The sequence below is a fragment of the Thermoleophilum album genome (assembly GCF_028867705.1).
Taxonomy (GTDB): domain Bacteria; phylum Actinomycetota; class Thermoleophilia; order Solirubrobacterales; family Thermoleophilaceae; genus Thermoleophilum.
Genome location: NZ_CP066171.1, coordinates 353,035 through 373,813, shown reverse-complemented (window position 1 = coordinate 373,813; position 20,779 = coordinate 353,035). Strand labels below are relative to the sequence as shown.

Here is a 20,779-nt window from a genome sequence, read left to right as displayed (position 1 = left end):
ACCCGCGCAACTTTCGAACCTGCCGAACGTCCACGCGTTTAGGAGGACGTGAAGCGTGAGCGCTGCCGGACCGATAGAAGCAGCGACGGACCGCGCGAGCTTCGGTCGACAAGCCCGAGGCGCGAGGGGCAGCGATGGTGGCAAGCAAGGAAGCTGAGCCCGGCGGGGAGAACCGCGGCGGACGCCCGCGCAAGCGGACCCTGCTGCCCCAGGCACTGCTTCGCCAGCTCGGAGACGAACAGCTGGTGCGTCGCGTGCAGCGCGGCGACGACCGCGCGTTCGAGGTGCTCTTCGAGCGACACCTGCCCCCACTGCTCGGCTTCTGTCGGCACCTCACCGGCTCGCACGACGACGCCGAGGACGCCGTGCAGCACGCCTTCGCCGCCGCCTACCGCGAGCTGCGCTCGGGCACCGGGCGCGAGCTCGCCTTCAAACCCTGGCTCTACACGGTGGCACGGAACCGCTGCCTATCGCTCTTGCGCGAACGTCGCACGACCGCGCTCGGCGGGGAGCACGCGGAGGCAGCCCAACCTGTCACCGTCGAGCAGCGCGAGGAGATCCGCGCGGTCCTCGCCGACCTGCGCGCGCTTCCCCACGACCAGCGTGCAGCGCTGCTTCTTTTCGAACTCGCGGACATGTCGCAGAGCGAGATCGCGCACGTGCTCGGAGTGGAGACGGCCAGGGTGAAGGCGCTCGTCTTTCGCGCACGCACGACGTTGATCAAGATGCGCGAGGCGCGCGAGCGCCCATGCGCCGAGGTGCGCGAGGAGCTGGCGACGCTGCGCGGCGGCTCGCTGCGCCGCAGCCCGATCGCGCTACACCTGCGCAGCTGCCCAGGCTGCCGCGAGTTCCGGCAGCGCGTTGCGCGCCAGCGTGCGCTGCTCGCGCTCGCCCTGCCGGTGGCGGTGACGCCGGCGCTAAAGAGCTCGCTGGCGGCTGGCGCCGGGCTGCACCAAGCAAGCTCGGCGGGTGGCGTGGCCGCTGGCGCGGGCGGCGTCGCCGCCGGTGGCGCGATGGCCGGCAGCGGGGCCGCAGCAGGGGCGGGTGGCGTCGCCGCGGCTGGTGGCGCCGCTGCAGCTGGCAGCGCCGTGACGGGCGCGGCGAGCGCCGGCGGGGCCGCGTTCGCTGCCAAGGTCGTGGCTGCGGCGCTAGCGCTCGGCGTCGGCGCGACCGGCGGCACGGCGGCTGTCAAGCACTTCGCCACCACCGCGAGCAAGGAACCGGGCGGAAGCGGCGCCGCTGTGCAAGACGGCGCACACCGCGCCGCGACTGCGGACACTCGCGCCGGACGCGCAGCCGGCCCCGACGCTGCCCGCGGCAGCGCAGCCGGCGGCAAGCGACGCAACGCCGATCAACGCCGGGTGCGGACCGGGAGCGGCACAGACGGCGAGCGGTCGCGAGCGCGCGCCGCACAGGAGAAGCGGCGCCAGCACGCCACCAGCGATCGCGCCCGCCGCGGGCGCGATCGCCAGCGCGCCACGCACTCCGGGCGCGCCCGCAAGATCGCACGCGGGCGGCAACGCGCGACGGCCGGGGTTCGCAAGCGCGTGGCGGCACCGCGCACGCGTGCCGATACACGCCCACGCACCGGGGCGCCTTCGCCGACACAGGCGCCGCGTCCGAGCAGCTCACGCCCGAAAGACCGAAGCGGCGGCTATAGGGAACCGCCTGAGCGCAGCTCGGCGCCTCCCCAGTCGCCGGTTCCCCCTGCCGCTGACAGAGGCGATCGGCAAGCGGGCAACGACGGCAGTGAGGGTAGTTACGCCGGCGGCCGCAGCCTTAGCAAGGTGAGCAAAGGCGCCCCTGCGCGCTCCGATTAGGTAGCCACGAACGCTCGCGCCGCGAGGCGCGACCGCTCGCGCCGCCAGCGGGACCGAACACAAGCCAGGAGACGGCCGCGACGGCGCAACGCGAGGCGTCGGCGACCCCCCGTACACGCCGCCTTTTCACACCGGGGTCGGGAAGACGCCAGAATGCGCCCCATGAAAGCCGTCGTGGCACGGGCTCCATTGCGCCTTGCTTTGGGCGGCGGCGGCACCGACCTACCGGCCTACTTCTCGCGTCACGAGGGCTTCGCTGTTTCGGCAGCGATCGCCCGCTACGTCTATGTCACAGCTGCCCCGTCGATCGACGGGCGCTTCCGGCTCAAGCACCTGGCTTACGAAGAGGTGGTCTCGGCGCGCTCGGTCCGCCACCCGCTCCTGAGAGCGCTGCTCGACCTTCACTGGGACGGCCAGCCGCTCGAGCTAGCGAGCGTCGCCGAGGTACCTCCCGGCACCGGTCTCGGTTCATCGGGCGCGTTCACCGTGTGCACGCTGCGCGCGCTCGACGCGTTGAAGGACACAGGCAGCGAGCCTCGCCCCGACAAACGCGAGCGCCTGGCCGAGGCTGCCTGCCATATCGAGATCGAGGTGGTTGGGCGCTCGGTAGGAAAGCACGACCAGTACGCCGCGGCGTTCGGTGGAGTGCGTGCCTACAGCTTCAAGCGCGACGGCAGCGTGGAGGCCCGCAGCCTCGATCTTCACCCACGCTCGGCAGCTGCGCTCGCGAACGACACGGCGCTGTTTTTCATCGGGGGTCGAAGGTCGGCGTCGCGCCTGTTGTCGAACGTCGCGCGTGGTGTGCGCCGAGGGGATCGCGGCGCTCTCGACATCCTTCACCGCAGTCGCCAGCTCGCCGAAGACGTCGCTGACGCGCTCGAGCGAGGCGACGTCGATCGCTGGGCGCGGGCGCTCGACGCGCAGTGGGATCTCAAACGGCGGCGCGCACCCGGCGCGGTGCCGCCACGCGCGGACGAGCTGCGGGCGATCGCTCGCCGCGCCGGGGCGGCAGCGGTGGCGCTGATGGGTGCGGGCGGCGGCGGGTTTTTGCTTTGTTTCGCTCCCGGTGCGCGCGAGGCGGTCAGCGCTGCGATGCGTTCGGCGCGCGTGCAAGAACTCACCTTCGAGCTTGACCAAGACGGCTGCCGCACGCTCGCGAGCCGCGTCGAACCGTCCGCGCAGCGCGCCGACACCCGCCGCTAGCGGGGAGCGCCCGAACTGCCAGCCGTGCCGTCGCGCTCGCGCGGCACTCAGAGCGAACCATCGACGCTCGACACGCTCGGGCCACGCGGAGGGCGCTCCAGCACCGAGCGGTCGAGATCGCGCGCCCGCGGCACGCCGCACAGCGCGAGCGAGAGCGCGAAGTCGTCGACCAGCAGTCGCAAAACGCGCTCGACCCCAGCTGTCCCCGCCGTCGCCAGCCCCCAGAGCACTGGCCGCCCGACGAGCACGGCCCGCGCTCCCAGCGCTAGCGCTTTCAGCACATCGGTGCCGCGGCGGATCCCGCCGTCGACCAGCACATCGACCTCGTCGCCGACCTCCTCGACCACCTCCGGCAGCGCGTCGGCGCTCGCCCGCACGCCGTCGAGCTGCCGACCGCCGTGGTTCGACACCACGACCGCCGCGGCGCCGCTCGCGACCGCGCGGCGGGCGTCTTCCGCTGTGAGAACCCCCTTGACGACGACAGGGAGATCGCTCGTCCCGACGAGCTCTTCCACGTCGCGCCAGGTAAGCGAGGCGTCGAGAAGCTCGCCGATCGCGCGCATATCGAGGCTCGCACCGGGCTCGCCGACGGCTGCAGCGAGACTCGGAACGTCGATCGCCGGGAGCGCGAAACCGCTGCGCAGATCGCGCTCGCGGCGACCGAAAAACGGCACGTCGACGGTGAGGAAAAGAGCTCGAAAGCCGCTCTCCGCGGCCTCTTCGCAAAGCGCGCGCGTGACCCCGCGATCACGAAACACGTAAACCTGGAACCAGCGCCTGCCGGCAGGCGCAGCGGCCGCCACCTCGCGGGGGCGCGCCGTCGCCAACGTCGACAAGCAAAACGGGGCCGCCGCGCGTTCGGCACCGACAGCGGTCGCCGCCTCGCCTTCGGGGTGAGCGAGCCGGTGGAACGCTGTCGGCGCGACGCACACGGGATGGGCGAGGTCCTCGCCCAGCACAGTCGTCGACGTTTCGCAGCGCGAGACGTCGACGAGCATGCGCGGCCGCAAGCGCAAGCGCGCCCAGGCTTGCTCGTTGTCGCGGAGCGTGATCTCGGCACCGGCACCGCCGGCGTAGTAGCCGAACGTGCCGGGATCGAGACGCTCGCGCGCGATGTCGAAGAACTCGTCGAGCGTGGCTGGAAGCTCCGGTGCCCCGGCCGTGGCACCGTCGGCGGATGGCGACTTGCGTTCGCCTGCGCGACCTTCTGCGCTCAACCTGCCTCCTCCCCCTCCTCGGCTCGCTGTCGTCCTGGCAATTCCGGTGCGGGCAGCTCGATCACCCGGCAACCGGGATCCAGCCGGCAGAGCGCATCGACGTGCGACCGCTCTTCGGCAAAGAGAACGATCTGGCGCTCCCGTGCCTCGGCGACGATCTGCTCGAGACCGGCCGCGAGCCGCAGCGCGTCGAAGCGATCGAACGGGTCGTCGAGGAGCAGCGGGGCGCGGCCGCGAGGTTGCGCGCCGCGCGCGACACCGCCACCCGCCTGTTCGTCGAGCAGACGCGCGATAGCCAAGCGCTCCACAAGGTAGATCTGGTCGCGCGTGCCGCGGCTGAGCTGCTCGGCCGAGACGACCGCGCCCGTTTCGGGCGCTTCGACCGCTACGGCGAGGTCCTCGGCGACGAACGCGCGCCGGTAGCGTCCGCCCGTGATCCGCGGCAAAACGCGCGCGAGCGCCTCGTTGAGCCGCGGCGCGAACTCGCGGTGCGCCTGGGCGGCAGCCGTCCGCAGCTCCACGATCGCGAGCCGGATCGCGTCGCGCCGCAGTTCGATCGTGCGGCACTCCTCGGCGATCGCGGCGAGTTCGGCGCGCAGGTCAGCCGGGTCGGGAAGCTGCCGCTCGCGTGCCTCGATCTCGCGCTCGAGACCGTGGCGACGACGCTCGAGCTCGGCGAGCTGCGCTTCTCGTTGCGCCAGCCTTCTGGCCACTTCGTCGACGCGCCGTTCGAGATCGGCGAGCGCTTCGGCGCGGTGGGCGTTGCGCGCCGTCGCCTGCGCGGCTTCAGCGACCCGCGCCCCCCAGCGCGCGACGTGCTCGTCTAGCTCGCGCGCCAGCGCCGCGCGCTCGCGCTCGAGGTCGGCGAGCGGGCGACCGGCGGTCAGGGCGCGCAGCTCGGCGCCGGCACGCTCGGCGAGCTCGACGGCCCGCGCGTCGCGTTCGGCCTGCTCGCGAACTTCGTCGAAGCGACGGATCGCGGCGCGCAGATCGCGGTCGGCGATGCCTGCCTCGGCGAGCGCTGCGGCGAGGGCTGAGCGTGCCTGCTCGCAGCGCGTGCTCGCGCGTTCCGCTGCCGCCGTGACCTCGTGGACACGTGCGAGCTCGGCACGGAGGGCGGCGATGCGCTCGGCGAGCTCGAGCGCGCGAAGGTAGGCGTGCGCCCGCGCGAGCGGCTCGGGCCCCGCCGGTGCGCCGTGTTCGTCGAGACAGCGCGCGAGCTCCTGCTCGTCGCTCGCGAGGAGCTGCTCGCTGCGCTCGCGCGCTGCGAGCTCGGCCTCGGCGGCGACCAGCTCGTCTTCGAGCAGCGCCGGGCTCGCGACCCCCGCCTCGCCTAGCGTGCGTGCGATCGCCCGTCGAACCTGCGCGCGCCGCCGCAGCGCGAGCGCCGCCGCAGCGCCAGCGACCAGCGCGCCGGCGATCGCCGCCGCCGTGCCGACGGCCACGGCGAGCGCGAGCCCCGACCCGAGTGCGGCAAGGATCGCGAAAAGCGCGCCGCGAGCCGCGATCTGCGCCGAGCGCTCGAGGTCACGCAGGTGCTCGCGTGCCGCACGCAAGCGCTCGGCGCGCGCCCGCGCCGTGCCTCCGGCAGCGCTCGCAGGGTCAGCTTCCGCGACCTCGCGGCGGCGGGCCTCGACGCGCGCGGCCAGCTCGGCGACGCGCTTGCGGCCGGCAGCCGAGGGCTCGCCGTCGGGCGCGACCGCGGCGAGCTCGCGCTGGCGCTGGTCGAGCTCCGTCTCGAGCAGCGAGCCCCGCTCGCGCTCCCGGCGGGCGCGCTCTTCGCTCTCCTGGTGCGCTCGCTCGGCGTTCTCGAGCTCCGCGACGAGGCGGGCGACACGCTCCGTAAGGCCGCTCGGAAGCGCCACCGGTCGCTCGGGGCGCGCTGCCGCGCGCTCGGCGAGCGCGCGTGCACGGTCGAGCCGCGCCGAAGCCTGCGCGACCCGCAGGGCGAGGTGGCGCTGGCGCTCGTCCTCGACGCTCGCCGCCAGGCGCTCGCGTCGCTGGTCGAGCTCGGCGAGGTCGAGCACCAGCGCGGCGACCGCCGCGCGCTCCGTCTCCGCACGCTCCAGCTCTGCGAGCACCTGTCGCTCGCGCGCGAGCAAGCGATCCCACCGACCTCCGCTGAGCGGCCCCCAGTCGCGGCTACGGCGGTCGACACCGAGCCGCTCGCGCGCCGCGCGCTCGAGGCGCTCGACCGCGGCTGCCACGCTGCCCGACTCGCTGCCGCTCTCCACCAGCGCACGCAGCCGCTCGCCGAGCTCCTTGACGGCAGCGCCGCTCGGGGGATCGACGTCGCCCTGGGCGAGACAGCAAACCTGCCGGAACTCTTCGCGCCCGAGGCCGAGCAGGAAGTTGCCGAGCACGACGTCGCGCCCCTTGCCGCGGAAGTGTTTGCTCAGATCGGTGCCGGTGCGGGCGTCGAGGACGCGCACTCGGTGCTTTTCGAAGTCCCACTCGACGCGCAGCTCGCGGCCGGCGCGGTCGGCGATCAAGGCGACGGCACCGTAGCGGCAACCGGCGTCCCACGGCCGGCGCGCCTCCCAGGGAGACAGCCGGCCGTCCTTGCCGCGCCGGCGCTCCTGCGCTTGGAAGCCGTAGAGGAGGCGGTAGAGAAGCTCGTGCAGGGTGCTTTTCCCGGCTTCGTTGGGGCCGGTCACCACAGTGAGCCCTGGTGCGAACTCGAAGCGCCCGTGAAGCCGCCCGAACCCCTCGCACTCGACAGCGATGAAGCGCACCGCTCGCTCCCTACAACGGCTCGTCGCCGTCGAGCGCCCGCAGTCCGGCCTCGAGCGCCAGCTCCGCGACCTTGCGCTCGCGCCCTGCACTGTGCGCGATCCGCTCGCGCAGCGCACGCACGAAACGTCCGCGCGCCGTGGGGAGCCGTGCGATCGCGTCGAGGTCGTAAGCGCGGCGGGTGCGGTCGACGACGCGCAGAGCGTCGAAGCGCGCAGCGAGCGGTGCGAGCGCCTCGTCAAGGTCGCGACCGAGCGTCGGGGCCACAGCACCAACGAGCTCGACGGTAACAAAGCCCCCCTCCACGCCGTCGGCCTTGATCCCCGCCTCGGCGAGGGCAGCTTCGACACGTTCCCGCAGCGCCACCGCCGACTCCGCACCGGCGCAGTCGACAGCGACGCGCATACAGGGAGGCGCGCCGAGCGGAACGCGCTCGATCTCCACCGCGGGACCGTCGATCGTCACGAGCAGGGCACCGTGATCGTGCGCCTCGTCGAAAGCAAGAGGGAACGGCGAGCCCGGGTAGACGACGGCCGCGCGGCCGCCGCTCTCGACCACCTGCGGCTTGTGGATATGACCGCAGAGGCACAGCTCGAAACCCGCGCGCCGCACCGCGCCCGGCTCGAACGGGCAGTGGCGATCGCCGACGTCGCCAGCGGCGACACCGCCGGCAGTGCCGTGCAGCAAGAGCAGCGCCGGTCCAGCGCCACGCTGCTCGAGCGGACGGGCGAGAAAGTCGGCGCTGAGCTGCCCCCCGCCCCACGAAACGCCCCAGATTGTCGGTGCCGCCGAACCGGCGAGCGGACGCCAGCACTCGAGCTCCACGGCGCCGAAGAGGTGCACGTTGGCCGGCAACTCGGTGCGCTGCCAGTTGCCGCCGGGGACGATCGGATCGTGGTTGCCGGCGACGATCGCGACCGGTAACCCGACGCGAGCGAGTAGGGCCGCTACCTCGCGCCGGGTGCTGCGCGTCACGTTCTCTTCTTCCCACAGATCGCCGCCAACCGTCACGAGGTCGCAGCGGCGCTCCACCGCTACCTTGAGCGCGCGCGCGAAGGTGTCGAGCAGGCGACGGCGCAGCTGTCGGCGTCGCTCGGCCGCGACGCCGACGAACGGCCGGTCGAGATGAACGTCGGCGATGTGGAGGATCCGCACTGCCACCGCCGGCGATCCTGGCGAAGAGCGCGGACGTTTCTGCGCGCAAACGAAAAAAGGAGCGGGCGGGATGCGCCCGCCCGCTCCCGTGCGCGACCGACCCCTTCAGCGCACGTTGAAGGTGTTGACGCCCCGCACCTTCGGCGTCCTGCGCCGCACGACGTCGAAGTCGTAGAAGCGTCCCGGCGACTTGCCCTTCTGCCCGAAACCGATCCCGGCCTTCTGCAGCAGCGACACGGCGGTGTCGATGTCGGTGAAGGCGTAGCGCATGAACACGCGGTCGTTGCCGAGCTTGCCGAGCGACTGGCGGGCGAGCGCGCGGTGCACCGCCTCGACACCCATGAACTCGGCGGCGTAGCGAGCCTCGGTTCCCTTGCCCGCCTGCCCGAAAACGGTCGTGGCGATCAGGTACGCGTTGACGAACACCTGGTCGCCGAACTCGAGCGTCTCGAGGAGCCCTTTGCGGCTGCGGAAGACCGCGTCGGGAATCCAGATCCGCTTGGTTAGCTCGCGCCCGCCGATCGAACGCAGAACGTTGTAGTGCTGGAGCTCCTGCTGCGCCGCGGCGGCAACGTTGCGCTTCGTCACCCGGTCGAGGCGGACGCGCCGTGCGCCTTCGGTGTTGATGATCGTCGCCAACACCTCGGCGGTGGCGGCGATGTTGAGGAGCTTTTGGGGATCGTTCTGGGCCACCATCGCCGCGACGGCGCGGTCGTCGGCGACAAGGCCGAGTAGCCCGAGGCTGCCGAAGGTGGCGGCAGCGCCCTTGATCAGGTTGCGCCGCGTGCTGGCGCTAGCACCGCGCTCCTGTTCGTCGATTGCGCGGTAGGCGAGCGTGATGGCTTCGGACATCGCTTTCGTACCCCCTTGTTGTCCGTCCCTTTTGCGGGACCTCGTGCGAGAGCTGTCGATCCCTTACTGCGCGCCGCACGCGCGCGCGGATCACAAGAGGGCGAGCGGCTAGGACGTCGGCTCGAAGACGATCAGCGGCGGCGAGGTCGGTTGTTCGCTGCCGCCGGCGGGCTCGCGCGTGATCATCACGCGGTCGCGCGCCCCCAAACGCACCGGCACTTCGACCGCTCCGTGCGTGGCGACGAAGAGCGGCTCGGCCGGCCGTGGCGCGGAGCCCGGTTGTTGGACCCAGACCTCGTAGACGCCGTTGGCGGGCGGGCGCGGCAGACCGCGCACCTCGATGCGCACGGCGTGCTCGTCGACCGTCGCCCGCGCCCATGCGCGGCTCGCGAGCGCCGGGTCGGTGATGCGACCGGCGAGCACGCGACGGCGGCTCTCGCCGGCGATGTCACCGTCGAGCACCGACCCGAGCGCGAATCCCACTATCAGCATCGCGAGCAAGACACCGGCGATGGCGAGCGGTCGTGCGGCCGGCAGGAAAAGCTCGCGCCAGCGGCGCGACGAGCTCCCGGCGCGATGCCCGGTGTCGCGCGCGGCGCGCAGCAAGCTCGCTTCGGCACGCACCTCGGCGAGCACGCGCTCGCGCAACGCCGGCGAGGGCGTGCGCGGTGGAACCGCCTCGGCCAGGGCGCTGGTGGTCGCCAACAGCGCGTCAGCTTCGGCGCGGCAGCGGTCGCAGGCGGCAAGGTGCTCGTCAATCAGCTCACGCTCCCGCTCGCCGACGGCGCCGAGTGCCCACGCCGCGAGCGTTTCGCTGACCCAGGCGTGTTCTTTGTCGCTGTCCGCAACGCTCATCGCGCTGTTGCCCTCACCTCTGCTCCAGAACCGGCTCGAGCCCGCGCAGTTTCTCGAGTGCGAGGCGCATCCTGCCTTTCACCGTGCCCACCGGTGTGCCGAGGATCTCGGCGATTTCGGTGTGCGTGAAACCGCCGTAGTAGGCGAGCTCTACCACCCGTCGCTGTTCCTCGGGTAGCGCCTCGAGGGCACGCGCAACGGCCCGCGCTCGCTCGCGGCGCAGTGCTTCGACCATCGGATCCTGTTGCTCTTCGCTGCTCGCGCGCTCGGGGTCGCGCCCCGCCCCCGCCTCGGGATCGAGCGCCTCGCCAGACTGCAGCCGCTCCTGCACGGCGCGGCGGCGCAAGAGATCGATCGCGCGGTTGTGGACGATCCGCAAAAGCCAGGCGCGCACCGTGCCGCGGCGCGCGTCGTAGGCCGACGCACCCCGCCAAGCGGCGAGCATCGCCTCCTGGACGATGTCCTCGGCGACTTGCACGCTGCCGGCGATGCGGTAGGCGAGCGAGTAGGCGGCTTGTGCGTGGCGGTCGTAGATCACCTCGAACGCCTCGGCGACGCCGCGCGCCGCCGCCTCGATCAGCTCCTCGTCGGCGAGTCGCTGCCAGCGGCTCGTGCGCCCCCCGAAGAGCCGCATCAGGCGGCACCTCCAGCGCCGGCATCGGCGAGCGCGCTGGCGCGCGCACGGCGCCGCTCGACAACCCGCGCGAGGAGCAGACCGAGCTCGAAGAGCAGCACCATCGGGACGAGCTCGATAAGCGTCGTGATCGGATCGGTGCCGGGCAGCAGGGCAGCGACGACTGCGAGCACGACGATCGCTATCCGCCGGTTGCGCCGCAACTGGTCGGAGCTCACCACCCCCAGCTGCACGAGACCGACCATCGCCAACGGGAGCTGGAAGAGCAGACCGGTGGCGAGCGCAGTGATGAGCACGAAGTGGTAGTAGCTGCGGGCCTGCACGAGAGCGTCGAAGGCACCGGCGTTGAACTGCTGCAAGAACGCCACCGCCGTCGGCAGCACGACGAAGTAGGCGAACGCCACGCCGGCCGCGAACAGCGCCGGCGCGCCGATGACCAGGGCGCGCGCGGTCCGTCGTTCGTGCGGTGCGAACGCCGGCGCCACGAACGCCCACGCCTGGTGAAGGATCACCGGCAGCGCGAACAACAACGCGAACTGGAACGCGACGAGCACCGTCTGCGTGAAGGGCTCGCCGAGGCTGAGCGTGACCGGCCGCGTGTCGTCGCTCGAACGCGCGAGCTGGCGGACGGAGCTTCGCGTCGCAGCCACCGCCGCGGCGAGCGCGCGCCGTTCGCGCTGCGACAGAGCGCGCCCTTCGGCGAGCTGTTCGAGCGCCCGCGTCTGCGCAGCGAGCGCGTCGCGCAGCGCCTTGCGCAGCTCGCGCTCGCGACCGCTGAGCGACGTCGGTGCTCGCTCCGCCTTGTCGGCGGCGCGCTCGAGCGGCGCGTTGAGCACCCCGAGCAGCGGCCGACTCTGCCACAAGCAAACGGCGAAGGCAGCGACCAAGACGACGAGACAGACGATCAGCCGCGAGCGCAGCTCGTCGAGGTGCTCGACGATCGTGAGCTCCTCGTCGTGCTCGACCGGTTTGAGGATGCGTGCCAAGGGCGCCTGGGCGCGGCGCGGTCGCTAGCGGTTGCCGGGGTGTTCGCTGCCTGTGGGGGTGTCAGGCACCGCCCATCGTGTTCGTGGCGATCAGGCTCCGCCCCCTTGCGGGCGCGTAGCCGCGTGCGAACGCCGCTCGCTCGTGCGGCTGCCGAGCTGTTCGGCAGCGCTCAGCTCCTCGCGCAACTCGACCGCCTCTCCTTCATGGGTGTCGGAGCGCAGTGAGTGCCGGAACTCGCGGATACCGCGTCCGAGCGAGCGGCCGACCTCGGGCAGCTTGCGCGGCCCCAACACGAGCAGCGCGATGATCAGCACCACGATCAGTTCCATCGGCCCGATGTTGGGCATACCGAGAACCCCCTGAATCTTTGTGTTCGCAGGTCGCGGACGCGCTCTGTCCGCGTCCACCTGACGTAAGTGCGCGCATCTCGCGCCGTCGGATCACAGCTTGGCACGCCCGCGGCCCGTTCGCGCGATTGATCCGCGCGGGCAGCGCCCGCGTAACCGAGACCAGGCACAGAAGCGATCCCGAGGAGGTAGCAGGTGAGCGATCGACAACTACCGGCGCGCAGCGGGCGAGAAGCTCCGGCCGGCGAGAGCGCGCTCGCGGAGCTCGCGCGCGACCCGCTTTCGCGCAAGCGCTTCATGCGCATGGCCGGGCCGGGCACTGCGGCGGCACTGACCGTGCTTCTCGCCGCCTGTGGGGGCGACAACGAGAGCGAGAGCGGGACCGCTACGAGCGGCAGCGGGGGGAAGGCGTCGCGCGGCGATCTCGACATCCTCAACTACGCGCTGACGCTCGAATACCTCGAGACTGACTTCTACCGCAAGGTCAACGAGGCAGGCTTGTTCTCGGGCAAGACCGCCGACTTGCTGAAGCGCTTCGGCGACGAGGAGGCACAGCACGTCGACGCCCTGCGGCAGACGATCCGCAAGCTCGGCGGCACGCCGGTAGCAGCGCCGCGCACGCGCTTCCCTCTCGACAACGCGAACCAGGTGGCGCGGCTGGCGGCGACGGTCGAGAACCTTGGCGCTAACGCCTACCTCGGTCAGGCGGCTCGCATCAAGAGCAAGGAAGTGCTCGCCGCGGCGCTGTCGATTCACAGCGTTGAGGCGCGGCACGCGGCGGTGCTGAACCGCCTGGTCGGACAGAACGTGTCGCCCGACGGGCCGTTCGCCAAGCCGGCGAGCCGCGCTCAAGTGCTGCGCCAAGTCGAGCAGTTCATCGTCAGCTGAGCGCCATCGGCCACCACCGGAGGAGAGACGAAATGGAACAGGTAAACGCGCGCGCCGTCGCAGCCGTCGAGGTCGGCGGCATGACCCGCGCCTCGCTGCTCTTGAAGGGCACCCTCGCCGCCGCGGCCGCCTACGGCACTGCGGTGGCCGGGCCGTTCGTGAGCCGTGCGCTGGCGCAGAGCGGGGACGTCGAGATCCTCAACTTCGCGCTCACGCTCGAGTATTTGGAAGCGGACTTCTACCGCCGCGCCCAACAGCTCGGGTTGAGCGGGGAAGCGCTCACCTACGCTCGCCAGTTCGGCGACGCCGAGTCGGCCCACGTCGACGCGCTCACGCGCACGATCCGCCAGCTCGGCGGTCGGCCGGCTCGCAAGCCGCGCTTCCAGTTCCCGATGCGCGACCAGGCGAGCTTCCTCGAGCTGGCGCAGGCGCTCGAGGAGGTCGGCGTCGGCGCCTACAACGGCGCCGCACCGTCGATCCGGTCGCGCGAGGTTCTCACCGCCGCCGGAGGCATCGTCCAGGTCGAGGCGCGTCACGCGGCCGCGATCCGGGCGCTGCGCGACCAGAACCCGACACCGAACGGTGCTTTCGACAAGACGTTGACCAAGCAGCAAGCGCTCGACCAAGCAAAACCGTTCATCCGCAGCTGACAGCTGCAAGGACGGGCAGGGCGCTCGCAAACGGCGCGAACGGCAGGGGGCAGGTCGCGCGCCGCACATAAAAGGGGCAGGCTGCCCGCCGCGCTAGCGCGGCGGGCAGCCGCCTTTTCGGCCCCCCACGGGCGCACCGCCGAGGCGGCACGCTCGGCTTTCTTTCGCTCGACCCGGCGCGGTCCGCTCTCAAGCGCCGAACACCATCACCGGTTCCGGCTCAGTCTCGTCGCCCACAGCGGCAGCTGCGGGCACCTGGCGCCGCCGCGGCAGCAACCAGGCGACGAGGAAAGCGACGACCACCAGCGCCAGCGACCAGCTGAACGCCGAGCCGAAGGCGTCGGCGAGCAGTCCGGCCACGCGCTCGCGCATCTCCGGCGGGATCTGGGCGCCACCCTCGCCACCGAGCCGACCGCCCGCAGCGGCCGGGCCGAGCCGGTCGCGCATGGCGTTGGCGAGCGCCACCGACAAGAGCGCAGTCCCGAACGACGCCGCTACCTGCTGGGTGATATTGAGCTGGGTGCTCGCCCGTGCCACCGAGCGCTTCTGCAGCGTCTGCATGGCTCCGGTGAAGAGCGGCATCATCGACAGTCCCATCCCAAGCCCCATCACGAACAGCGCCCCGCAGACGAGCGCGTAGGGGGTGTCGGCCTCGAGCTGGGTGAAGATCGCGAACGCCGCGAAGACCAACGGGGTGCCCGCAAACACGAGCTTGCGCGTCGCGATCCGGTCGGCGAGCTGGCCGGCGAGCGGCATCGTCAGCATCGCCCCCACACCCTGGGGGATCAGAAGCAGACCGGTGTGGAAGGCGTCCTCACCACGAACGGCCTGCAGGTAGAGCGGCACCAGGAAGAAACCGCCAAACACCGCCACCACGAACGCGAACAGCGTTGCCGTCGCAGCACTGAAGGTGCGGTTCTTGTAGAGGCGCAGGTCGACGAGCGGCTCGCTCGCACGCAGACCGTGGCGTACGAAGTAGGCGAGCAGCACGAGCCCGATCGCGAGCGGCACGAGCACCTTGGCGTGGCCGAAGCCGCCCTGGCTGCCAGACTCGGCGAGACCGTAGATGACGAGTGCGAGCCCCGGCGAGAGCACGACGAGGCCAGGCACGTCGAGGCGGTGCAGCGGTTGCGGCCGATCGGCGGGCAGGATCGCCAGCGCCATCGCCACACCGACGATGCCCACGGGCACGTTGATGAGGAAGATCCAGTGCCAGGAGGCGTGGTCGACGAGCCAGCCACCGAGGATCGGCCCGACGATCGGGGCGATCAGCATCGGCACGCCGACGATGCTCATAACGCGCCCGAGCCGGTGCGGACCGGCAGCGCGCGTGAGGATCGTCATACCCACCGGCATGATCAGTCCGCCCCCGAGCCCCTGCAGCACGCGGAAGACGATCAGCGACGTGTCCGACCAGGCAAGTCCGCACAGTGCCGAGCCGAGGGCGAAGAGGACGATCGAACCGATGTAGAGGCGCTTGGTGCCGAAGCGCTCGGACGCCCATCCGCTGATCGGGATCACCGTCGCGAGCGCGAGCGTGTAGGCGGTGGCGACCCACTGGATCGTCGTCAGCGGCGACGAGAACTCCTCGGCGAGTGTGCGGATCGCAACGTTGACGATCGTCGTGTCGAGGATCGACATGAACGCGCCCACCACGACCACCGAGGCAAGCGCCAGCAAGCGGCGGTCGACGTGGTCGGGCGTGTCGTGCCAGCCGTCTGCGTGCTGGCCGCTCGCTTGCGCGCTGCTGGCGCCCGCTACGGGCGCCTCGCCGCGCCCGTTCACGGAAAGCTCGCTCAACTTGACCTCCTTTTGCACTGCGCCAGTGACCAACTGCTGGGGGTGAGGGAGAAGGAGCTGCAGGGACGGGGCGGAGGTTAGCAAAACCGGAAGCACTAGTTCCGATTGGAATCGCTAATTCCGGTTTGTAACCTTCGTAGCGTGACCAAGCTCACGCTCCGTGCCGACGCCGCCCGCAACCGCGAGGCGCTGATCGAGGCCGCCGCCGAGGCTTTCGCCGACCACGGCCTCGACGTGCCGGTGGAAGAGATCGCGCGCCGCGCGAAGGTCGGGGTGGGAACGGTCTACCGCCACTTCGGCGGCAAGGAACAGCTGATCGACGCGATCCTCGACAAGCGGATCGCCGAGATGGTCGCGCTGGCCGAGAAGGCACTGGCCGAGGACGACCCGTGGCACGGCATCGTCACGTTCGTGGTCGAAGGGTTCGAGATGCAGGCGCGCGACCGCGCGCTGAAAGAGGTTCTGCTCTGCACGAGCCGCGGTGGCGAACGGATCGCAGCGGCGCGCGAGCGGCTCGCGCCGCTCGTGCGCGCGATCGTCACGCGCGCGCAGCGTGCCGGCGTGCTGCGCGGCGATGTCGAGCCGAGCGATCTCGTGATGCTGCACCTGATGCTCGGCGCGGTCGCCGACTTCGCCGGCGACGAAGATCCTGAGCTGTGGCGGCGCTACGTGCCGCTGCTCTTACGCGGCCTACGCCCCCGCGCGACCGAAGGCGAGGATCGGCCGCTGCCCCATCCCGCGCTTAGCGATGAGCGCTTCGAACGGGCCATGGCCCGCTGGCACTCGCGCTAGCCGCGGGCGCGGCTCGGGGCCGACGCGTCCCGCGCCGGCCCCGAGCGCTCGCCCCCACAGGCGTGGATCGAGCAGCTAGCGCCGCGCCGTGTAGCGCAGATCGAGCAACCGCCAGCGCTGGCCGTCGAAACGCATCAGCTGGACGGTCTCGATCGGGTAGTAGTCGCTTTCGCTGGTCTTGACGCGAACTCCCGGCAGCAGGATCGGGATCTCGAGATCGAGGCTCCGCGCCGCGTCCATCAGCGAGTCGCGGTTCGGGTCCTCCATCTTCTTCAGTGTCTCGACGAGCGTCTGCGCCACCGCCCAGCCATAGGTGGCGAACGTGTCGTTCGGGTCGGTGCGCGGGGCGTAGCGCCTCATCGCTGCCTTGTACTCACGCATCGCCGCGTCGTTCGCCCACTGCGGATCCTCGGGATCCTTGAAATAGGCGGCCGAGACGATGCCCGTCGCCGGCTTCAAGCCGACGGGCTGGAAGACCAGCCGCTTCGAGGCACCGACGCTGTTGAGAATGTGGAGCGGCCGCCAACCCGACCGCGCCACCCCGACGATCGCCTGGGCCGAGAAGCGTGGCGTCGTGATGTCGAGTAAGGTGTCGGCACCCGACGTCGCCAACCGCCGCATCTGCGTGGCGATCGACGGGTCGGTGACCTCGTAGCTTTCACGCGCCACGATGCGGATGCCGGAGCCGCGGATCGCCCGCTCGAAACCGCCGAGCAGGTTCTTACCGAACTCGTCGTTCTGGTAGAGAACGGCGACCCGCGCCCGCGGCTTGGTGCGCTTCAGGTACTCGGCGTACGCCTGCGACTCGGTCACGTAGTCGGGCTGCCAGCCCATCGTGTAGGGGTGCTTGTCGGGATCGGCCCCGAAGATCGAGGCCCCGGTGGCGACGAACAGCTGTGGCACCTTCTCGCGGTTTGTGTAGTCCCAGATCGCGACGTTGTTGGCGGTGCCGAGCGTGTTGAAGAGCGCGAACACGCGGTCGCGCTCGATCAGCCGCCGCGCGTTCTGCAGCGCCCGCTGCGGCTCGTAGGCGTCGTCGTAGGTGATGAAGCGGATCCGGCGCCCGTCGACACCGCCTTCGGCGTTGACCTTCGCGAAGTAGGCGCGGACGCCGTCGGCGATCGTGCGATAGGCCGAGGCCGGTCCGCTGAACGGGTAGCTGCCGCCGATCTTGATCTCGTTGTCCGAGATGCCCGGCGACGTCTCCTCCTCGCGCCCGCAGGCGGCCGCCGTCAGAGCGACGACGAGCGCCACGACGAGCGCGTAGAGGAAGTGTCTCGGTCGTTTCACCTCACTCCTCCTCTCGTTTGGTTTGCACCTGGGGCGCGGCCGCGTCGCTGCCAGCCGTGGCACGCCGGCCGTGCAGACGGCTTCCGATCCGTCGTCCAAGACCTGCGATCCCGTCGGGCAGCACGTACATGCAGGCGATCAGCACAGCGCCGTAGATGACGCCGCCGAGTGCCTCGTTGACGTCCGACGCATACACGGGCACGAACTCGAGGAAAAGCGCGCCGAACACAGCGCCGGCGATCGTTCCCAAACCGCCGACGACGACGGCGGCGAGGAACCCGAACGACAGCGCGAGCGTGAACGACTCGGGCGCGACGAACCCGTTGACGAACGTGAACAGCGCCCCGCCGACACCGGCGTAGGCGGCGCCGAGCGCGAACGCCGCGGTCTTGTAGCGAGCGAGGTCGACTCCCATGGCGACCGCCGCGAGCTCGTTCTCGCGCACGGCGAGGAGCGCCCGGCCGACGCCGCCGCGCACGAGGTTGGCGGCGAGCGCGAACAGCGGCAGGGCGACGGCCAGACAAAGCAAGTGCAGGAACTGGTCATCTTCGAGCCCGAGCCAGGCGGGAGCCGCCGGCTGCGCGACCTGCATGCCCTGCGCCCCGCCCGTGAGCTCGTCGAATCGCTTGACGAGCTGAGGCACGACGAGCGCCACCGACAGCGTCACGAGCGCCAGGTAGATGCCGCGGATGCGCAACGCCGGCAGGCCGACGAGGGCGCCAGCGAGCCCGCTCGCAAGCGCCGCCAAGGGCAGCGCTGCCAGCGCGGGAAGCCCAGTGCGGTCGATGGTGATCGCCGCGGCGTAGGCGCCGATGGCGAAAAAGGCGCCGTGTCCCAGCGAGATCTGGCCGCCGTAGCCGAGCAGCAAGTTCAAACCGAGCAGTGCGACCGCGTAGATCACGACGAGCGTGAACTGCCCGACGCGGTAGGGGTCGAAGAGGAAAGGCACGGCCGCGAACGCGCAAAGGCACGCAGCCCAGGCGAGCGCACGGGCGCTTGGGCGGCGGCGTGCACGCCGCTTGGGCGGCGAGACGCTGGCGGTGGCGGCGCGGGCGCTCATGCCCGCACGACCTCGCGACGCCCGAACAGACCGGCCGGGCGGACGAGCAACACCACCAGGATCACCGTGAGCGGTACCAGGATCTCGAGATCCGACCCGATGAAGTCGACGTAGGTCGAGGCGAGCGCTTCGCTGAGACCGATCGCCCAACCGCCGATCACGGCACCGACGGGGCTGTCGAAACCGCCGAGCGTGGCGGCGGCGAAGGCGTAGATGAGGACTCCGCCCATCAGGTTCGGGTCGAGGAAGATGCGCGGTGCGATCAGCACGCCAGCCAGCGCCCCGAGCACGGACGCGAGTCCCCACCCCACCATCAGCGTGCGGCCGACCGAGATCCCGCAAAGCCGTGCCGACTCGGGGTTGGTGGATACGGCGCGCAGGGCGAGCCCGATGCGCGTGCGCTCGAGCAGCAGGAAGAGGGCCGCAACGACCACCAACAGCACGACCACGATCCCGAGCGATTCGACGGCGATGTCGACGCCGCCGACGCTGAGCGAATCGCTCGGGAAGACGCTCGGAAAACCGCGGTTGTTGAACCCCCAGATCCAGCCGGCGGCGCTGTTGAGGAGGATGTAAAGGCCGAGCGTGACGATCGCGAGGGTGAGCGGTCCCCGCCCCTCGACGGGCCTGATCACGATCCGTTCGACCGCCATACCCAAGACGAAGGCGAACGCGAGCGCCACGGCGATCGCCGCGCCCAACGGCAATCCGGCCTCGAGTAGAGACCAGGCGACGAAGGTCGAGACCATGGCCATCTCGCCCTGCGCGAAGTTGACGACGCCGGTCGTGCGGAAGATCAGGACGAGGGCGAGGGCGAGCGCCGCGTACAGAGAGCCGTCGGCGATTCCGTCGACGATCGTTTGTGCGAGCCGTTCCACCTTGCTCTCTCCTCGCTCTGGTCGCTCCTCCTCAGACGCCGAGATACGCCTTGCGCACGCGCTCGTCGCGGGCGAGCTCGTCGGCGCTGCCCGCAAGCGCCACGCGCCCGGCTTCAAGCACGTAGCCGCGGTCGGCGAGCTCGAGCGCGAGGCGCGCGTTCTGCTCGACGACCAGCGCGGTGACGCCACGCCCCCGCACGAGCTCGCCGAGCAGCTGGAACAGCTCGGCGGTGAGCCGGGGCGAGAGCCCCAGCGACGGCTCGTCGAGCAGCAGAAGCCGCGGCGCCGATACCAGGCCGCGCGCGATCGCGAGCATCTGCTGTTCGCCGCCGCTGAGCGATCCGGCCGGCTGGTCGAGCCGTTCGCGCAGGCGCGGGAAACGGTCGAGGAGCTCGTCGATATCGCGCACCACTTGCTGGCGGTCGCGCCGGCGCCAAGCGCCGATGCGTAGGTTGTCGCGCACCGAGAGCTCGGCGAAGGTGCCGCGCCCTTCGGGGACGTGGGCGATGCCGAGTCGCGCGACGCGGTCGGGCGCAAGCCCGAGCAGGTCGCGACCGGCGAAGGTCGCCCAGCCGCTGGCGCGGCAACCGCCGCTCAGCGCGCGCAAAAGCGTGGTCTTACCGGCGCCGTTCGGCCCGAGCACGGCGACGACCTCGCCTTCGCCGACGTCGAGGTCGACGCCGCGCAGCACCGTCACCGGACCGTAGCCCGCGACCAGCCCGCGCACCGCCAAGAGCGGCTGACCGCCCGCGCCGGTGGCCGAAGCCTGGCCGCTGGGAGCGACGGTCGTCACGCGGCAGCTCCCAGATAGGCGGCGACGACCGCCGGGTCACTTTTCACCTGTTCGGGCGGTCCGTCGGCGATCTTGCGGCCGAAGTCGAGGACAGACACGCGCTCGCAGACGCGTGAGACGAGACCGAGGTGGTGCTCGACGAGCAGGATCGTCAACGCGCGCTCGCGCCGCAGCTCGAGGAGCAGTTCGGCGAGCTCCTCCACCTCCTCGTGGGTGAGGCCGTTGGCGGGCTCGTCGAGCAGCAGCAAGCGCGGCCGTGCGCAGAGCGCGCGGGCGAGCTCGATGCGCTTGAGCGTGCCGAGCGGCAGCCCGGCGACAGGCCGGTCGGCGATCGCCGCGAGGCCGAGGCGATCGAGGGTGGCGTCCGCCTCGCGGCGCAGGTCGCGCTCGCGCGCACGCTCGCCCGGCGCAGCGAGCAGTGCGGCTAGGAAGCGCGGTCGCGCAGTGACGTGGCCGCCGAGCATCACGTTCTCGCGCACGGTGAGACGCGGCAGCAGCGCGAGGTTCTGGAAGGTGCGGGCGATGCCCGCCGCGGCGACGGCGTGGGCGCGCAGGGAGAGCAGGTCGCGGCCGGAGAAGACGATCGCTCCCGCCGCCGGGCGACAGAAGCGTGAGATGCAGTTGAACAGCGTGGTCTTACCGGCGCCGTTCGGCCCGATGAGACCGTGTACCTCGCCCTCCGCGAGCGCGAGGTCGACGCCGTCGAGCGCCACCACGCCGCCGAAACGCACGCCGAGGCCGCTGATCTCGAGCAACGACACCGCTTCTCTCTCCTCCCCGAAGCGCCGCCTGCCGGTGACGGCGTCGCGCGCTCGACGCTGCGCT

Annotated in this window: 19 protein-coding genes; 5 read left to right on the top strand and 14 right to left on the bottom strand. The window is 71.4% G+C overall.

All coding sequences use genetic code 11. The annotated features are described in order from the left end of the window. Nucleotides 1-134: 134 nt before the first annotated feature. Complete coding sequence (locus tag JDY09_RS01790; RefSeq protein ID WP_274717271.1) at nucleotides 135-1,820, top strand: sigma-70 family RNA polymerase sigma factor; 1,686 nt, start codon at nucleotides 135-137, stop codon at nucleotides 1,818-1,820. Nucleotides 1,821-1,982: 162 nt separating this feature from the next. Beyond that, nucleotides 1,983-3,023 (top strand): hypothetical protein, encoded by a 1,041-nt coding sequence (locus JDY09_RS01785; RefSeq protein WP_274717269.1) that lies wholly within the window; start codon nucleotides 1,983-1,985, stop codon nucleotides 3,021-3,023. A 47-nt stretch (nucleotides 3,024-3,070) separates the two neighbouring features. On the opposite strand, the gene JDY09_RS01780 is transcribed toward JDY09_RS01785, so the two are convergent. The 8 genes from JDY09_RS01780 to JDY09_RS01745 form a co-directional block, all read right to left on the bottom strand. Continuing rightward, on the bottom strand, nucleotides 3,071-4,240 hold the full coding sequence (locus JDY09_RS01780) for an alpha-hydroxy acid oxidase (RefSeq protein WP_274717267.1): 1,170 nt from the start codon (nucleotides 4,238-4,240) through the stop codon (nucleotides 3,071-3,073). Beyond that, nucleotides 4,237-6,975 carry an AAA family ATPase gene (locus tag JDY09_RS01775; RefSeq protein WP_274717265.1) on the bottom strand — a complete coding sequence of 913 codons (2,739 nt, stop codon included), beginning with the start codon at nucleotides 6,973-6,975 and terminating at the stop codon, nucleotides 4,237-4,239. The genes JDY09_RS01780 and JDY09_RS01775 overlap by 4 nt, the downstream gene beginning before the upstream one ends. Nucleotides 6,976-6,985: 10 nt before the next feature. Further along, nucleotides 6,986-8,134, bottom strand: a complete 1,149-nt coding sequence (locus tag JDY09_RS01770; RefSeq protein ID WP_274717263.1) for a metallophosphoesterase family protein — start codon at nucleotides 8,132-8,134, stop codon at nucleotides 6,986-6,988. 99 nt (nucleotides 8,135-8,233) lie between these two features. After that, nucleotides 8,234-8,980 (bottom strand): ferritin-like domain-containing protein, encoded by a 747-nt coding sequence (locus tag JDY09_RS01765; RefSeq protein ID WP_274717260.1) that lies wholly within the window; start codon nucleotides 8,978-8,980, stop codon nucleotides 8,234-8,236. 108 nt (nucleotides 8,981-9,088) lie between these two features. Next, entirely contained in the window at nucleotides 9,089-9,835 is a 747-nt protein-coding gene (locus JDY09_RS01760) for an anti-sigma factor domain-containing protein (protein WP_274717258.1), read from the bottom strand. A gap of 13 nt (nucleotides 9,836-9,848) precedes the next feature. Then, nucleotides 9,849-10,469: an RNA polymerase sigma factor gene (locus tag JDY09_RS01755; RefSeq protein WP_274717257.1), complete on the bottom strand. Its 621-nt coding sequence runs from the start codon at nucleotides 10,467-10,469 to the stop codon at nucleotides 9,849-9,851. Further along, entirely contained in the window at nucleotides 10,469-11,455 is a 987-nt protein-coding gene (gene tatC, locus JDY09_RS01750) for a twin-arginine translocase subunit TatC (RefSeq protein WP_274717255.1), read from the bottom strand. Before tatC ends, JDY09_RS01755 begins: the two co-directional genes overlap by 1 nt. A 90-nt stretch (nucleotides 11,456-11,545) precedes the next feature. Next, entirely contained in the window at nucleotides 11,546-11,785 is a 240-nt protein-coding gene (locus tag JDY09_RS01745; RefSeq protein ID WP_274717253.1) for a Sec-independent protein translocase subunit TatA/TatB, read from the bottom strand. Between the two features lie 213 nt (nucleotides 11,786-11,998). On the opposite strand from JDY09_RS01745, the gene JDY09_RS01740 reads away from it, so the two are divergent. After that, on the top strand, nucleotides 11,999-12,691 hold the full coding sequence (locus tag JDY09_RS01740) for a ferritin-like domain-containing protein (protein WP_274717251.1): 693 nt from the start codon (nucleotides 11,999-12,001) through the stop codon (nucleotides 12,689-12,691). Between the two features lie 32 nt (nucleotides 12,692-12,723). After that, the gene (locus JDY09_RS01735) at nucleotides 12,724-13,341 is read left to right on the top strand and encodes a ferritin-like domain-containing protein (protein ID WP_274717249.1); all 618 of its coding nucleotides are present in this window, start codon (nucleotides 12,724-12,726) and stop codon (nucleotides 13,339-13,341) included. 189 nt (nucleotides 13,342-13,530) lie between these two features. Here JDY09_RS01735 and JDY09_RS01730 read toward each other — a convergent pair whose 3' ends face one another. Next, complete coding sequence (locus JDY09_RS01730) at nucleotides 13,531-15,141, bottom strand: DHA2 family efflux MFS transporter permease subunit (protein ID WP_274717247.1); 1,611 nt, start codon at nucleotides 15,139-15,141, stop codon at nucleotides 13,531-13,533. 141 nt (nucleotides 15,142-15,282) lie between these two features. On the opposite strand from JDY09_RS01730, the gene JDY09_RS01725 reads away from it, so the two are divergent. Further along, the gene (locus JDY09_RS01725) at nucleotides 15,283-15,933 is read left to right on the top strand and encodes a TetR/AcrR family transcriptional regulator (protein WP_274717245.1); all 651 of its coding nucleotides are present in this window, start codon (nucleotides 15,283-15,285) and stop codon (nucleotides 15,931-15,933) included. A gap of 75 nt (nucleotides 15,934-16,008) precedes the next feature. Here the strand turns inward: JDY09_RS01725 and JDY09_RS01720 are convergent, their stop codons facing one another. Genes JDY09_RS01720 through JDY09_RS01700 form a run of 5 tightly spaced genes read right to left on the bottom strand, consistent with a single transcriptional unit; the run spans nucleotide 16,009 to nucleotide 20,715 of the window. Next, entirely contained in the window at nucleotides 16,009-17,223 is a 1,215-nt protein-coding gene (locus tag JDY09_RS01720; RefSeq protein WP_274717244.1) for an ABC transporter substrate-binding protein, read from the bottom strand. A gap of 1 nt (nucleotide 17,224) precedes the next feature. Continuing rightward, nucleotides 17,225-18,283: a branched-chain amino acid ABC transporter permease gene (locus JDY09_RS01715; RefSeq protein ID WP_274717241.1), complete on the bottom strand. Its 1,059-nt coding sequence runs from the start codon at nucleotides 18,281-18,283 to the stop codon at nucleotides 17,225-17,227. After that, nucleotides 18,280-19,161: a branched-chain amino acid ABC transporter permease gene (locus JDY09_RS01710; RefSeq protein WP_274717239.1), complete on the bottom strand. Its 882-nt coding sequence runs from the start codon at nucleotides 19,159-19,161 to the stop codon at nucleotides 18,280-18,282. The genes JDY09_RS01715 and JDY09_RS01710 overlap by 4 nt, the downstream gene beginning before the upstream one ends. A 31-nt stretch (nucleotides 19,162-19,192) precedes the next feature. Further along, nucleotides 19,193-19,954: an ABC transporter ATP-binding protein gene (locus tag JDY09_RS01705; RefSeq protein WP_274717237.1), complete on the bottom strand. Its 762-nt coding sequence runs from the start codon at nucleotides 19,952-19,954 to the stop codon at nucleotides 19,193-19,195. Then, nucleotides 19,951-20,715, bottom strand: coding sequence for an ABC transporter ATP-binding protein (locus JDY09_RS01700; RefSeq protein ID WP_274717235.1), 765 nt, complete (start codon nucleotides 20,713-20,715; stop codon nucleotides 19,951-19,953). The genes JDY09_RS01705 and JDY09_RS01700 overlap by 4 nt, the downstream gene beginning before the upstream one ends. Between the last annotated feature and the right edge of the window lie 64 nt (nucleotides 20,716-20,779).